Annotated in this window: 14 protein-coding genes; 3 read left to right on the forward strand and 11 right to left on the reverse strand. The window is 69.3% G+C overall.

Annotated features, from left to right (window positions below):
- Positions 1 to 48: 48 nt before the first annotated feature.
- Complete coding sequence (locus tag ABDZ95_RS03750) at positions 49 to 693, reverse strand: LolA family protein (RefSeq protein ID WP_343790572.1); 645 nt, start codon at positions 691 to 693, stop codon at positions 49 to 51.
- Between the two features lie 381 nt (positions 694 to 1,074).
- Positions 1,075 to 3,486 (reverse strand): FtsK/SpoIIIE family DNA translocase, encoded by a 2,412-nt coding sequence (locus ABDZ95_RS03755; RefSeq protein ID WP_343790575.1) that lies wholly within the window; start codon positions 3,484 to 3,486, stop codon positions 1,075 to 1,077.
- A 145-nt stretch (positions 3,487 to 3,631) separates the two neighbouring features.
- Between ABDZ95_RS03755 and ABDZ95_RS03760 the strand changes: the two genes are divergently transcribed.
- On the forward strand, positions 3,632 to 4,885 hold the full coding sequence (locus ABDZ95_RS03760) for a UbiH/UbiF/VisC/COQ6 family ubiquinone biosynthesis hydroxylase (protein WP_343790578.1): 1,254 nt from the start codon (positions 3,632 to 3,634) through the stop codon (positions 4,883 to 4,885).
- Between the two features lie 167 nt (positions 4,886 to 5,052).
- Here the strand turns inward: ABDZ95_RS03760 and ABDZ95_RS03765 are convergent, their stop codons facing one another.
- From ABDZ95_RS03765 to rpe, 5 genes are all read right to left on the reverse strand, one after another.
- Positions 5,053 to 5,247, reverse strand: a complete 195-nt coding sequence (locus tag ABDZ95_RS03765; protein ID WP_343790581.1) for a Trm112 family protein — start codon at positions 5,245 to 5,247, stop codon at positions 5,053 to 5,055.
- 32 nt (positions 5,248 to 5,279) lie between these two features.
- Entirely contained in the window at positions 5,280 to 5,936 is a 657-nt protein-coding gene (locus ABDZ95_RS03770) for an LON peptidase substrate-binding domain-containing protein (protein ID WP_343790584.1), read from the reverse strand.
- Between the two features lie 13 nt (positions 5,937 to 5,949).
- Entirely contained in the window at positions 5,950 to 6,846 is an 897-nt protein-coding gene (trxA, locus tag ABDZ95_RS03775; protein WP_343790588.1) for a thioredoxin, read from the reverse strand.
- Between the two features lie 94 nt (positions 6,847 to 6,940).
- Positions 6,941 to 8,755 (reverse strand): heparinase II/III family protein, encoded by a 1,815-nt coding sequence (locus ABDZ95_RS03780; protein ID WP_343790591.1) that lies wholly within the window; start codon positions 8,753 to 8,755, stop codon positions 6,941 to 6,943.
- On the reverse strand, positions 8,755 to 9,411 hold the full coding sequence (gene rpe, locus ABDZ95_RS03785) for a ribulose-phosphate 3-epimerase (RefSeq protein WP_343790594.1): 657 nt from the start codon (positions 9,409 to 9,411) through the stop codon (positions 8,755 to 8,757). The genes ABDZ95_RS03780 and rpe overlap by 1 nt, the downstream gene beginning before the upstream one ends.
- A 100-nt stretch (positions 9,412 to 9,511) precedes the next feature.
- On the opposite strand from rpe, the gene ABDZ95_RS03790 reads away from it, so the two are divergent.
- Positions 9,512 to 9,967, forward strand: coding sequence for an OsmC family protein (locus ABDZ95_RS03790; RefSeq protein WP_343790597.1), 456 nt, complete (start codon positions 9,512 to 9,514; stop codon positions 9,965 to 9,967).
- Here ABDZ95_RS03790 and ABDZ95_RS03795 read toward each other — a convergent pair.
- From ABDZ95_RS03795 to ABDZ95_RS03810, 4 genes are all read right to left on the reverse strand, one after another.
- Positions 9,962 to 10,771, reverse strand: coding sequence for a dienelactone hydrolase family protein (locus ABDZ95_RS03795; RefSeq protein ID WP_343790600.1), 810 nt, complete (start codon positions 10,769 to 10,771; stop codon positions 9,962 to 9,964). The genes ABDZ95_RS03790 and ABDZ95_RS03795 overlap by 6 nt on opposite strands.
- 159 nt (positions 10,772 to 10,930) lie before the next feature.
- Positions 10,931 to 12,535 carry a bifunctional phosphoribosylaminoimidazolecarboxamide formyltransferase/IMP cyclohydrolase gene (purH, locus tag ABDZ95_RS03800; protein WP_343790603.1) on the reverse strand — a complete coding sequence of 535 codons (1,605 nt, stop codon included), beginning with the start codon at positions 12,533 to 12,535 and terminating at the stop codon, positions 10,931 to 10,933.
- Between the two features lie 341 nt (positions 12,536 to 12,876).
- A complete protein-coding gene (locus tag ABDZ95_RS03805; protein WP_343790606.1) occupies positions 12,877 to 13,290 on the reverse strand; it encodes a hypothetical protein in 414 nt (137 codons plus the stop codon).
- A gap of 75 nt (positions 13,291 to 13,365) precedes the next feature.
- Complete coding sequence (locus ABDZ95_RS03810; RefSeq protein ID WP_343790609.1) at positions 13,366 to 13,908, reverse strand: prolyl-tRNA synthetase associated domain-containing protein; 543 nt, start codon at positions 13,906 to 13,908, stop codon at positions 13,366 to 13,368.
- A gap of 53 nt (positions 13,909 to 13,961) precedes the next feature.
- Between ABDZ95_RS03810 and ABDZ95_RS03815 the strand changes: the two genes are divergently transcribed.
- Positions 13,962 to 14,688, forward strand: a 727-nt coding sequence (locus ABDZ95_RS03815) for a DUF6065 family protein (protein WP_343790612.1), incomplete at its 3' end; no start/stop codon positions are given.

The following is a 14,688-nucleotide window of genomic DNA, read 5'->3' on the forward strand; positions in this document are numbered from 1 at the left end:
ACGACCGGCGAAAAAAGTCAATCGCCCGTCGGCGGCGAGAGACGACCGTTAGTTGCGGCCCGGACGGCGGGTCGGGTCGCGCAGCTGGAACAGACTGGCGGACAGGCCCGAGGCGGGCTCGAGCGTCGTCAGGCGGGTGGTGGTCGAGCCGCCCTGGGCGTCGCGGATCGTCCATTCGCGCAGGCGAAGCGGGCTGCCGGCGAAGGACAGGATCACATAGCCGTCGTTCGGACGTCGCGAGTCGCGCACGGTGATGGCGAAGGCGCCCGACTGCATCCGGGTCACGCGATCGATGCGGACGCCCTGATCCAGACGGACGTTGCGGGCCAGGAAGGTCGATAGCGGGGTCTGGCTGAGCGGCACCTGACGGAAGTTGTTCAGACGCGGATCCCAGCGCTTCACGTTCGAGCCGTCCGAGACGACCAGCAGGCCCTCGGGGTTGCTGTACTCGAAGCGCATCTTGCCCGGACGCTGCAGATAGAAGCGGCCGGCGCGGTTCTGCGGCCCCGAGACCTCGGTGAAAGTCCCCTGGGCCGAGGTCAGGCCCTGAAGATAGGTCTGGGCCTGTTGCAGGACGGCGCGATCCTCGGCCGACAGGTTCGCCTGGGCGGAAGCGGGCAGGGCGGCCAGGCCGGCGACGGCGGCGGTCCCCAGCGCGAAGGCGCGGCGCGACAGGTGAGGCGAGACAGTCATGCAGTTCTCCCGTTCGGGATGGTTGTCGATCCCGCCGTCATGCCGAACCGGTCTGTCAGGGGCGTGACCCCAGCCTGACCATATTCCGGCGCTCCGATGAAGCCCTGTTCAGCTTCGCCGTGCCGACCACGGCCACAACGAACGCGGCCGGAGCCTTGCCGTTGCAGCCCGGGACCCGGGTTTTCGTCCGCTAGGACACGACAGATGCAATCGATGCAATTGATGCATTCGATGAAACGGCGATGTTCAGCGCGGGCGATCGTCATCCCGACATCATAGATGCGGTTTGGGATGGTGTTGCTTCATGACGCTACCCGACCCCGAACAGACAGCAGAAACAGCGCTCTGGACGGGAGAGAGTCGCTGACAATCCGCGCTGGATCACACGATCGGCGGCGGTCCCGCGAGGATGTCACGCTTGCCCGCATGGTTGGCGGGGCTGACCACGCCTTCCTGCTCCATCCGCTCGATCAGGGAGGCGGCGCGGTTGTAGCCGATCTGCAGGCGGCGCTGGATGTAGCTGGTCGAGGCCTTGCGGTCGCGGGTGACCACGGCCACGGCGCGATCGTACAGGTCGTCGCCCGAGCCGCCGCCGTCATCGCCGCCGAAGGCGTTGTCGCCGTCGCCGTCAGGATCGTCGGTGATCAGGTCGAGGTAGTCGGGTTCGGCTTGCGACTTCAGATGGTTGCAGACGGCCTCGACCTCCTTGTCGTCCACGAACGGGCCGTGCAGGCGGGTGATGCGGCCGCCGCCTGCCATGTAGAGCATGTCGCCCTGGCCCAGCAGTTGCTCGCCGCCCTGCTCGCCCAGGATGGTGCGGCTGTCGATCTTGGACGTGACCTGGAAGGAGATACGGGTCGGGAAGTTGGCCTTGATGGTGCCGGTGATGACGTCAACCGAGGGGCGCTGGGTGGCCATGATCAGGTGGATGCCGGCGGCGCGGGCCATCTGGGCCAGACGCTGGACGGCGCCTTCCACGTCCTTGCCGGCGACCAGCATCAGGTCGGCCATCTCGTCCATGACCACGACCAGATAGGGCATGGGCTCGGGGCGGATCTTCTCGCTCTCGTAGACCGGGCGGCCCTGATCGTCGAAGCCGGTCTGGACGGTGCGTTCGAAATGCTCGCCCTTGGCCTGGGCTTCGCGGGCTCGGTCGTTGTAGCTGGCGATGTTGCGCACGCCGAGCTTTGACATCCGGCGATAGCGGTCCTCCATCTCGCGCACGGTCCACTTCAGGGCGACCACCGCTTTCTTGGGATCGGTGACGACCGGGGCCAGCAGGTGCGGGATGCCATCGTAGACGCTGAGCTCCAGCATCTTGGGGTCGATCATGATGAAGCGGCACTGCTCGGGCGTCAGCTTGTACAGGATCGACAGGATCATGGCGTTCACGCCGACCGACTTGCCAGAGCCGGTGGTGCCGGCGATCAGCAGGTGGGGCATGCGGGCCAGATCGGCGACATAGGGCTCGCCGCCGATGGTCTCGCCCAGCGCCAGAGGCAGCAGGTGCGAGGGCTTGTCGTATTCGCCGGACGCCAGCAGGTCGCGCAGATAGACGGTCTCGCGACGGGCGTTGGGCAGTTCGATGCCGATGGCGTTGCGGCCCTGAACCACGCTGATGCGGCAGGCGCGGGCGCTCATCGAGCGGGCGATGTCGTCGGCCAGGGCCACGACGCGGCCGTGCTTCACGCCGGGGGCGGGGACCAGCTCGTACAGGGTCACGACCGGGCCGGGGCGAATCTGGTCGATCACGCCGCGCACGCCGAACTCCTGCAGCACGCCTTCCAGCATCTTGGCGTTCTGTTTCAGCGCCTCCTCGTCGACCGAGGCGACGCGCTTCTCGGGCTTGGACAGCATGCCCAGCGGCGGCAGGTCGAAGCCGCCCTCGGGGCGCTCGAAGTCGAAGGTGGCCTGGCTGTCGTCCAACTCGCGCTTCGACGCTTTCGGAGCCTTGGGCGCGGCGACCTTCGGCTCCGGCGCGGCGCGGGCCCGGGCCGGCGCGGGCTCGTCCCACGGCGGGGTGTCGTCGTCGTCGAGGCTGACGGGCGAGTAGGCGGCTTCGGCGGCGGGCGCCGGGCGAGCTTCCGGTTCGAACTCGGGTTCCGGCTCGGGACGCGGACGCGGCGTGCGGATGGGGGCCTCGCGGCGGGCTGCCTTGGCGACCGGGCGCGGTGTGGCGCCGCCGCGGCTCCAGGCGAAGGCCTCGCCCAGGTCGGCGAGGCGCAGGCCGATAGCATAGCCGATGCCCCACAGGGCCAGCGGCAGGAAGAGGACGGCGGCGACGATCGGCGCGCCGGGAATGCGGATCGCCTCGCAGGCCATTCGGACCAGGCCGACGATGGCGTCGCCCCACAGACCGCCGAGGCCCGAGGCCAGCGGCCAGGCGGCGGGCTGGGCGAGGGCCGACAGGGCGGCAGACAGGGCGAGAACGCCGCCGGTGGCGGACAGGGCCTTGAGCGGGGTGGGCTTCAGTCGTTGCTGGATCGCGTCGCCGATGGCGCCGGCCAGACCGAAGGCGATCAGCAGCAACGCAGCGGGCCAGGCCGCGAGGCCGAGCGACTGCATGAACAGGTCGGCGAACAGGGCGCCGTTCAGGCCCAGCCAGTTCGTCGGAGCCTGTCCGGACGAGGCATTCAGGCTGGGGTCCGCCGGATTCCACGAAATCAGGGCCACGACCAGCATGGCCGCCAGCAGGGCCTGCAGCACGCCGCGGAAGCGCACGACGAATGGCGCGTCCCACAGGATGCGGGCGCTGACCCAGGCGCGTTGGCCGATGGCGAGGGCGGCGGACATGCGGACGCATTCTCCGGAAGGCGGTGACTCGACCGCCATTGTCGCGCGCGCAGGGTTAAAGGGCTGTTTACCAGCGTGGCCGTTCGGCGGAGGGCGCGACGTCCGGGCGCTGGACGGCGCGAGCCGGAAGCGCGACAACCGGCCCATGAGCTCGACTGACCGATATGACGTCTTGATCGCTGGCGCCGGCATGGCCGGGGCGACGTTCGCCCTGGCGGCCGCGCAGGGCGGGTTGAGGGTCGTTCTGGTCGATCCGCAGCCGTTCGACGCCCAGCTGGCGCCGACGTTCGACGGGCGGTCCACGGCGATCGCTTTTTCGACCTTCCGGATGTTCGACGCGCTCGGCGTGGGTGAAGGCCTGAGGCCGCACGCCTGTCGGATGGACCATATTCTGGTGACGGACGGACGGCGGCCCGGCGCGGCGTCGCGGGCGCCCTCGTCGGCCTTCCTGCGCTTCGACGCCGACGAAATCGCGGAACGCACCGGCGGCGAGCCGCTGGGCTATATGGTCGAGAACCGGCGTATCCGCTCGGCCCTGGCCGAGGCGGTGACGGCGGCGGGCATCGAGGTTCTGGCGCCGGCCAGCGTCGTGTCGGTGGAGACCGGTCCGGCGCGGGCGCGGGTCACGCTGAAGGACGGCCGGGTCATCGAACCGACGCTGGTGGTCGGGGCGGAGGGGCGCGGTTCGACTGTGCGCTCGGCGGCAAGGATCGACACCGTCGGCTGGGATTATGGCCAGAGCGGCGTGGTCGCCACGGTCGCCATGGGCAAGGACCACGGAAACGTCGCCCATGAATACTTCCTGCCGGACGGGCCGTTCGCCATCCTGCCGCTGACCGAGCAGCGGGCCAGTCTGGTCTGGACCGAGACGACGCGCCGGGGCGAGGCGCTGAGGACCGCGTCGGACGCGGCCTTCCACGCCCATCTGATGCGGCGGTTCGGCGAGTATCTGGACGACGTCACGGTGGTGGGACCGCGCTTCGTCTATCCGCTGTCCCTGCAACTGGCCGAGCAACTGGTTGCGCCGCGCACGGCCCTGATCGGGGATGCGGCCCACGCGGTGCACCCGGTCGCGGGGCAGGGGCTGAACATGGGGCTGAAGGACGCCGCGGCTCTGTCCGAGGTGCTGATCGAGGCCTTGCGTCTGGGCGAGGACATCGGCTCGGAGATCGTGCTGGACCGCTACGCCCGCTGGCGTCGGTTCGACAACGTCGCCCTGACGGCCGGGTTCGACGGGTTCGTGCGCCTGTTCTCGAACGACCTGCCGCCGGTGCGGTTGGCGCGGGATCTCGGTATCGCGGCGGTGAACCGGATCCCGGCCCTGCGCCGCGCCTTCATGCACGAGGCCGGCGGGGCGACGGGGGATCTGCCCAAGCTGTTGCGCGGTGAGACGGTGTAACCTCTCCTCCCTGTTCGCGAAGTGAATGGGGAGGTGGATCGGCGGCGTAGCCGACGAGACGCAGGGGAAGTCTCCGTTAGCGAACATCGGAGGGCGGCGTCGCCCCCTCCGTCACGGCGCTTATGCGCCGCGCCACCTCCCCATGCTGCGCACGGGGAGGACAGGCTTCAGTCCAGCTTGCGGGCTTCCTCGGCCAGCATGATCGGCACGCCCTCGCGGACGGGGAAGGCCAGTTTGGCGCCCTTCGAGACCAGCTCCTGACGCTCGCTGTCCCATGTCAGCTTGCCACGGGTGACCGGGCAGACGAGGACCTCGAGCAGGCGCGGGTCGACGGTGTTGGGGGTGTTGAAGGCGTCGGACATCGCTGCAGGATACAGGGGTTGGCGACCGGGTGCTACTGAATGACCGCGCCGTCCTCGTTGTCGCCGGCGGCGTCGATCTGCATCAGGGCAGTCAGCACGAGGGCGCGTTCGTCGAGGTCGGCGGCCTCCAGCAGGGCCTGTTTCTCCGGCGGTTCGAACGGGAGGGCCATGGCGAGGCTGTTGACCAGCGCCTCCGGCGGGGCGGTCTCGGCGCTCTCCCAGTCGATGTCGAGGCCGCGCGTGGTCAGATAGGCCTTGAGCGCCTCAAGCAGGGTCTCGCGGTCCAGCGCGCCTTCGCCGGACGGCGGGGCGGTCAGGTCGGCTTCATAAGGGCCGAAGTGGGCACGGACCTGACGATAGGGGGTCTGGGCGGGCAGTTCCGAGGCGATGCGGAAGCGCGCGCAGCCGGTCAGGGTGATCAGATAGCGGCCGTCCGAGGTCTCGGCGAAACTGGTGATGCGGCCGGCACAGCCGATCTGCGACAGGCGCGGCAGGCTGGCGGCCCCGCCAGACGGCTGGACCATGCCGATCAGGCGATCCCCGGCCATGGCGTCGTCGATCATGTTCAGATAGCGCGGCTCGAAGATGTTCAGCGGCAGCTGACCCCGGGGGAGCAGCAGGACGCCGGACAGGGGGAAGACCGGGATGACCTGCGGCAGGTCGGCAGCCTTGACGTAACTCTGGGCCACCGTCCGGCCTCCCCTACGAGAACAGCAGCGACGACAGACGGCGGCGGCCGTCCTTCGCCACGTCCGAGGTCGGGCCGGCTGCGTCGAACACCGTCAGCAGCTGCTTGCGGGCGGCCTGCTCGTTCCAGTCCCGGTCGGCGGCCACGATCTTCAGCAGATGCTCGACCGCGCCCTTCAGGTCGCCCGAGGCGGCGAGGGCGCCGGCGAGGTCGAAGCGGGCCTGATGGTCGTTCGGATCGGCGGCGACCTTCGCCTCCAGCTCCGCGTCGGCGCCGGAGGGGCTGGCCGAGGACAGGGACAGGCGGGCGCGGATCGACTGGACGGTGGGGTCCTTCGAATCCTGCGGGGCCATGGCGATGGTCTGGCGGGCCTGATCGACGTCGCCGTCGGCCAGATAGACCTGGGCCATGCCGGCGATGGCCTTCTCGTGGCCGGGCTCCAGCGTCAACACATGGGCGAAAGCCTGGGCCGCGCCGCCGAGGTCGTTCAGCGACAGGGATTCCTCGCCCAGCGCCAGTAGCTGCTCGACGTCGGAGTTGGCGCTCTCACCGCCGGTCAGCTTCTCGATGAAGGCCTTGAGCTGGCTGTCGGGCACGGCGCCCTGGAAGCCGTCGACCGGCTGGCCGTTGACGAAGGCGTAGACGGTCGGGATCGACTGGACCCGCAGCTGGCCCGCGTACGCCGGGTTCTTGTCGACATCGATCTTGACCAGTTTCACGGCGCCGCCGGCGGCGCGAACGGCCTTCTCCAGCGCGGGCGTCAGCTGGCGGCAGGGTCCACACCAGGTGGCCCAGAAGTCGACCAGAACGGGCTGGGTCTTCGACGCCTCGACCACGTCGGCCATGAAGCCGGCGTCGGAGCCTTCCTTGATCAGGTCGTTCGGCAGGTCGGTCGGGTCGGCGAAGGTCATGAGGGTCCTGTGTCCGGATCAGTCGTAACGCGGAAGCCGTCAGATGGTCGCGCCTGTTCCGCGCCTCAAGGGGCGGAGGGGCGGTTCCGGCGCTTCAGGAGGGTTCTCCGCCGGCGCCGGCGGGGCTGAGCTTCCAGCGGATCTTGGTTTCGGAATCGGTGCGGGCCGAGCCGCGCACCACGATCTGCAGAGAGCGACGGGTCAGGCCCTCGTCGACATGGACCGAGGGCTCGATGGCCACGTCCGGGCCGTCGGTCCGGAACCACCAGCCGCGCCCCGAGTGGCCGCGCAGCAGGATGGAGCGCCGGTCGCGGGCCAGCGAGGCCTGGACGCCGGGCTCCAGCTGGAAGCGGACGGCGTAGGGGGCGGCGATGGCGCGCACGACGTCCTTCTGGCCGGGGGCGGGGTGCAGCCGCTCCTCGGCGCGGAGCTCGTCCAGACGCTGGTCCAGATAGAGGCGGCGCTGGTGGAGCAGGCCGAAGTCGTGGACCCAACCATCATGCTCCAGCTCGAGCCAGACGGCGCCCTCGCCGTCGCGCTGGTCCGAAGTCACATGAACGGGACGTCCGACGAGGCGGGCGCCGAGCAGGTCGCCCTTCCAGCCGCCCAGAGGTTCGCCGGTCGAGGTCTCGCCCAGCGTCAGTGTCGAGTGGCCCGGCGTCAGGCGCAGGCCCTGCCGATCGGCGGCGCGGGGCGTCCAGCCGCAGCCGGTGACCAGACGATCGCGGCCGCACAGGATCTCGACCGCCAGAGGCTGGGCGCAGGCGCGGGCCGACCAGGCGCCCTGCGCCGGCGCGGCGGCATCGGCGATGACGGTCAGCAGGGGGCTGCGGATGCGGTTGATGCCGCCGACAGCGCCGGTCGCATCGACATCGCGGTGTCCTTCTTCCTCCTGCCCTCGCGCGGCGGCGACGCGCTCGGCAGTCGAGGGGCCGCCGCCCTGCATGGTGGCCAGACGGCCGTCGGGCAGGGTGAGGATGTCGAGGGCCTTCTCCAGACGGGCGGAGGCGGCCGTCACGGCCTCCGGCGCGGTCTCGGACAGCTGGCCGAGGCCGTCCTCCAGCGTCAGCAGGTCCAGCAGCAGCTCAAGCCCGGCTTCGGGCGAGCGGCTGGCGTGACCGCCGTCGGCGCCGACCGCACGGTCCAGCACCTTGCCGAGGCGGCTGATCGCGGCCTTGCGTAGACCGGCTCCGGCCGGGCCGGCGAGGGCGCAGCCGACCGTGGCGGCGGCGACCAGACGCTCCGCCTGCGTCGCCGTGCCGCCGGGCGGGCGCAGCAGCTGGCGGGCCTGTCGGGCGACGATGTCGGCAAGGCGAAGGCGCTCGTCCTCGGTCGCGATCTGGCCCATGCGGCGGGCGGCGCAGGCGAGGTTGTAGGCGCGGCGCGACAGGATGTCCGGGTCCCAGGCGAAGGGCGACCAGCGGGCGAAGATGCGGGCCCAGGCCAAGGTCAGCCGCACCGCCTCACGGGCCCCGCGTTCGCCCTGCAGCATCAGCGAGGGCAGCCAGGCGAAGCTGTGCAGGTCGACGGCGAAGGCGCGGTTGGGGCTGGAGCGGTTGAAGGGATCCTCGTCCGCACCGATCTCGAGACTGGCGCCGGCGAGGATGAAGCGGCCCGAGAGGATGTTCTTGCCGACGGTCGGGTCGACCGGACGGAAGTCGCGCGGGGTGCAGGCGAAGCCGGTCGCTTTCGAGCCCTTCAGCGTCAGCGAATAGCCGGGCAGGCCATAGAGCTCGATCCAGACCTGCCGTGTGACCAGCCGGCCGGCGATGGCGGGCCAGAGCGACGGGCCGGTCCTGGCGCCTGAGCCGCGCACGGGGGTGCGAACCGGGGCGCCGCGCAGGCCGGGGATCTCGCCCGGCGCCGGGCCGTCCGCCTCGGGGCGGGAGAAGGGTCCGATCGGGCTCATCAGGCCTTCAGGGCCGCGATGTTGGCGGCATAGGCGTCCGGCCCGCCCTTGAAGACGAAGGAGCCGGCGACCAGGGCGTCGGCGCCCGCGGCGACGCAGGCGGCGGCGTTGGCCGAGGTCACGCCGCCGTCGACCTGCAGGTGCGCCTTCGAGCCGGCGGCGTCCAGCAGGGCGCGGGCGCGCTCGATCTTGCGCAGCGACGTATCGATGAACGACTGGCCGCCGAAGCCCGGATTGACCGACATCAGCAGGACCAGATCGACCAGCTCGACCACCTCTTCCAGCACGGTCAGGGGCGTGCCGGGGTTCAGCACCACGCCGGCTTTCGCGCCCAGCTGGCGGATGCGTCCGAGCGTCCGGTGCAGGTGCGGGCCGCTCTCGGGGTGGACGGTCAGGATGTCGGCGCCGGCGTCGCGGTAGGCGTCCAGCCACGGATCGACCGGGGCGACCATCAGGTGGACGTCGAACGGCAGCTTGGTGTGCGGCCGTATGGCCTTCACGATGTCCGGCCCCAGGGTGATGTTGGGCACAAAATGCCCGTCCATGACGTCGACGTGGATCCAGTCGGCGCCGGCGGCGTCGAGGGCGCGGACCTCCTCGCCCAGCTTCGAGAAATCGCTGGCGAGGATGGAGGGGCAGATCAGGGGGGCGGCCATGCCCCCGGATAAGGCGGGTCGCGGGCGCGGGCAAGCGGAGGCTGGGTTCCCGGCGCGGCGCGGTTTACACGGTTTGGTCATCGCAGCCGGGAGCCGTCGCATGGCCGAATATGTCGCCACCATCGAATGGAGCCGGGGCGACCAGCTCTTCCTGGACCAGAAATACAGCCGGGTTCACGACTGGCGCTTCGACGGCGGGGCGGTGGTGAAGGGCTCTCCGGCCCCGACCAGCGTGCCGGCGCCGATGTCCGACCCTGCCGCGGTCGATCCCGAGGAAGCCTTGGTGGCGGCCGTGTCCAGTTGTCACATGCTGTTCTTCCTCGCCTTCGCGGCGAAGGCCGGCTTCGTCGTGGACCGCTATCGCGACGACGCGGTCGGGACGATGGGCAAGGACGACCGGGGCAGGACGGCGATCACCGAGGTGGTGCTGCGCCCGGCCATCGCCTTTTCGGGCGCCGGGCCGGACGCGGCGGCGCTGGCGGACCTGCACCACCGCGCGCACGAGGCCTGCTACATCGCCAACTCGATCCGGGGCGAGGTGCGGGTCGCCCTATGACAGTCGGGTCATCCCCGTCTGCACGCCCCTGAGCGAAGCGGGCGATGTCCAGACCGGGGGAGCCGCCGCCACATCCGTCAGCAGGGCGCGGAAGCGCTCGACGGCTTCGTCGGCGAGTTGCGGATGATAGACCATCGGCTTGACCGCGCCGGGTTCGTCGAAGGCGTGGGTGCCCTCGGCGATCCAGGTCTCGATGTCGGCGCCGCAGTTTCCGACCATGGTCATGACCCGCTCGGCGTTGCGGACGGTGGTCAGGTGGTCGGTGCGCGAGACGACGGCGAGGGTGCGTGGGCAGTGCTTCCACGGCCGCATCCGGTTCAGTGCCGCGACGCCGATATAGGGATAGGCGAGGTAGACGGCCTTGATCCCCTCCAGCGAGACATCACCGGGATTGGCGAGGCCCAGCATGCCGGGGCGACGCTCGGAACTCATGGCCTCCATGATGCCCCAACCGCCGTGGCTCCAGCCGGCGAGGGCGATCTTGCCGGGGATGACGTCAGGCCATTTCGAGATGTCCGACAGGGCGGCCAGCACGTCGCCCGCACGCTTGTCGCCACGCAGTTGAAGACCGGTGCAGACGGTCGCGAGGGCGTACTCCCGGCTCCAGCCTCGCGCTGCGTAGGAATCGATGATGAAGGCGCGCCAGCCGGCCTGCATGGCTGCCTCGGCATAGCGCGGCAGATGTTGTCTCAGGCCTCCACAGCCGTGGAAAAGGAGCACCGCCGGGCGGGGGCGTTCATCGGCCGGCCCGATGACCCGCACGTGGCGTCGAAGTCGGTCCCAGCGTTCGGCGAGCGTGTCCATGGATCAAAGACCTAGCCCTTCTCCCCTCGCGGGAGAAGGTGGACCGCGCAGCGGGACGGATGAGGGGGGCTGGTGCGACCCCTCACCCGACGCCGCAAGGACGACGGCGATGCCGTCGTGCGTCGTCTCCCTCTCCCGCAAGGGGAGAGGGGAAGGCCATCAGTGCCGGAAGACGCGAACCCCGGTGAAGGCCATGGCGATGCCCTTCTCGTCGGCGGCGGCGATGACCTCGGCGTCGCGCATCGAACCGCCTGGCTGGATCACGGCGGTGGCGCCGGCGGCGACCGCTTCCAGCAGGCCGTCGGCGAACGGGAAGAAGGCTTCCGAGGCGCAGGCCGAGCCTTCGGCCAGCGAGGTGGTCAGGCCCTTGGCCTCGCCGGCTTCCTTGGCGCGGATGGCGGCGATGCGGGCGCTGTCGCGGCGGTTCATTTGGCCGGCGCCGATGCCGGCGGTCTGGCCGTCCTTGGCATAGACGATGGCGTTGGACTTCACGTGTTTGGCCACGGTGAAGGCGAACAGCATGTCCTGGATCTCGGTCGGCGTCGGCTGGCGCTTCGTGACGATCTTCAGGTCGGCCGGTTTGATCAGGCTGCGGTCGCGGGACTGGACGAGGAAGCCGCCGGCGACCGAGCGGAACACCTCGCCGGCGCCGTGCGGATCGGGCAGGCCGTCGGTGATCAGCAGGCGCAGGTTCTTCCTGGCGGCGAAGACCGCCTTCGCCTCGTCGTCTGCGCCAGGGGCGATGACGACCTCGGTGAAGATGCCGGTGATGGCGCGGGCGTCGTCGCCGTTCAGCGGGCGGTTGACGGCGATGACGCCGCCGAAGGCCGAGACGGCGTCGCATTCCAGCGCGCGGGCATAGGCTTCCGACAGGTCCTTGCCGACGGCGACGCCGCAGGGGTTGGCGTGTTTGACGATGACGACGGCCGGCTGCTCGAACTCGGCGACCAGCTCATAGGCCGCATCGGCGTCGGCGATGTTGTTGTAGCCCAGCTCCTTGCCCTGGATCTGGTCGGCGTAGGCCACGCCCGGACGACGCTCGCCGGTGCGGTAGAAGGCGCCCGTCTGGTGCGGGTTCTCGCCGTAGCGCAGGGTCTGGGCCAGAGAACCGGCGATCGACTTGCGGGCCGGGGCGGCGTCCTCCAGCTGGCCGGCGAACCAGCCCGAGACGGCGGCGTCATAGGCGGCGGTGCGGGCGAAGGCGCGGGCGGCGAGGCGTTTGCGCAGCGCCAGGGTGGTGGTTCCGTCGGCCTTCAGGGCTTCCAGCAGTTCGGCGACGGCGGTCTGGTCGACGCAGACGGCGACGTAGCCGTGGTTCTTGGAGCCCGAACGGATCATGGCCGGGCCGCCGATGTCGATGTTCTCGACCACGGCGTCGAAGCCGCCGCCGGAGGCCACGGTGGCCTCGAAGGGATAGAGGTCGACCCAGACGATATCGATCGGGCCGATATCGTGGGTGGTCATGGCCTCGGCGTGATGGGCAGCGTCGCGCACGCCCAGCAGGCCGCCGTGCACCACCGGATGCAAGGTCTTGACCCGGCCGTCCATCATCTCGGGGAAGCCGGTCAGGTCGGCGACGTCCTTCACCGGCAGGCCGAAGCCGGCGATGGCGGCGCGGGTGCCGCCGGTCGAGACCAGTTCGACGCCCAGGCCGTGCAGGGTGCGGGCCGCATCCTCCAGCCCCGTCTTGTCGCTGAGCGAGATCAGCGCGCGCTTCGGCGCCACGCGGTCGGGCGCGGGGGGAAAGTCGGGAGCGGCGGGCATGGCGGCGTCCGTGGCTGGAATGGGTCGGGGAGACGCGCGGGGCTCTAGCACGGGCGGGGAGGAAAAGTCAGCTTGATGAAACCAATCGGAATAAGCCTCAGAGGATCAACAATTTTGGACTCGGCCTCGTTGACGGGGACAAAGAATCGAGTCCTTCGAATTGATTCGGAGACGAATCGCGCCTACACTTAATGGGCGAGCGACACGGTGAGATTCTGCCTGCCGTAGCACCGTAAGCGTTCAGATCCCGGTTAAGCTTGACGGGTGGAAGATCGCTCAGGGAGCGCTTTGTAGGGTTCCGGGCAGGCCCTACCTCGCAACGGGAGCTTCGGCTCCCGTTTCTATATCTGGCCGTGATTTCGAATGACTTGCAGCGGTTTAGCCAGTTCACGCCGGTATTTTCTCTCGTTCATTTTGCAGAACGACACGGCGTAAATCTTACGTCCGTCGGCTGTCGCTTTGAGATACGCTCGAACGCCATATCCCAACCGATGACGATCAACGAACAGGATCACCATCTGGTTTGGCCCATCCCGCCTGCATTCGCCGAACAAGATCGCTGGTCTCAGCGCAGTGTAATCATCCGGGACCAGATCAGGGTGTCGAAGCTTCTGTTTTGCGAGCGTCTCCGCCGACAACAAAACGCGCGTCACACGAGCGCCGATAGCATCGGCGAGTTCGCGCTCGATATTGCAGACAATGACAGGGTCCGTTCGAAGGCCGTCATATAAGCCTTGGAAGTGGGCGAAGTTCATGCCCGCAATATCGTTCAGGTTGCGCGAGGCCTCAACGCACGTTGTTCATCGGTCATGTGGATGGCGCCATTCTCTTCATTCACCTAGACGCTCGAAATCCACCACCTGCACCGGCTCCCGGCCGATCAGCGTCAGGAACCGCCGGAACTCGCCCTGCGCCATCGCCGTCGTGGCCGTGTTGTTCAGGGGGTGGAAGTTGACGATGTCGGCGTCCCACAGGGCCTTGTCGAGGATGAAGGTCACGCGCTGGTCCGGGTCATTGATCAGGCCCAACGCCGTAACCGAGCCGGGGCGGACGCCGAGGGTCTCGTACAGCAGGGTCTCGTTGCCGAAGGACAGGCGGTCCGAGCCGATGGTCTTCGGTGCGCGCTTCAGGTCGACGACCGTGTCCTGGCGGGCGGAGATCAGCCAGATCTGTCCCTTCTTGTCCTTGAGGAACAGGTTCTTGGTGTGGGCGCCGGGCATGGAGGCCTTGAGCTCCAGCCCCTCCTCGACGCGGAAGACGGCCGGGTGCTCGTGATTGTCGAAGGCGAGGCCCTGCTCCGTCATCCACGCCAGCAGGCGATCGGGGTCGAACAGCGGTTCGGGCGCGGCGTCGGGCGTCTTGTGTTCGGTCATCGGGCTTCGGTAGGGAGGAGGGACGCTTTCGATTACCCCGCCGGAGGTCCCCTGTGGAACTGGAATGCTATCCGATGATGCCGCAGCCGCCGGACCTGGTGCCCGGTCGCCAGTCGCGCAACTGGATGGACGCCTTCGCCAGCCGGCATCCGTACCGCTGCCTGCCGTTGAACATGGCCAATACGACGGGCTGGGAAATCCTGTGCCCGTTCACCTTCACCGCCGAGTGGAACGGCGGACCGCGGCAGGAAGACATCGTCATCACGCCGGAGCGGCCGCAGCCGAACATCAAGCATGTGGTGACCTCGCACTTCTCGCGCGGGGTGCTGACCATGCACCCGCAGTACCTGTTCCGGACGCCGCCGGGCTGGGGCCTGCTGGCGGGCGGGTCGCCGAACCATGTGAAGGACGGGATCCAGCCTCTGGTCGGGCTGATCGAGACCGACTGGCTGCCCTTCCCCTTCACGATGAACTGGATCTTCACGCGGCCGGGCCGGGTGACGTTCGAGAAGGGCGAGCCCTTCTGCTTCATCACGCCGATCGAGCATCGCAAGGCCGAGGTGTTCCAGCCGGTGATCCGGACGCTGGAATCCAACCCGAACATGGCGGGTCAGTTCGAGGCCTGGAACCGGGCGCGGACCGACTTCAACCAGCGTCTGGCCTCGGGCGATCCGGATGCGGCCAAGGAGGCGTGGCAGCGTTTCTACTTCAAGGGCGAGATCCCCGAGGATCTCGGTACGGCCCCGGCCACGCACACGAACAAGCGACGGCTGAAGTCGC

Source organism: Brevundimonas kwangchunensis, from assembly GCF_039523815.1.
In the GTDB taxonomy this organism is placed as follows: Bacteria; Pseudomonadota; Alphaproteobacteria; order Caulobacterales; family Caulobacteraceae; genus Brevundimonas; species Brevundimonas kwangchunensis.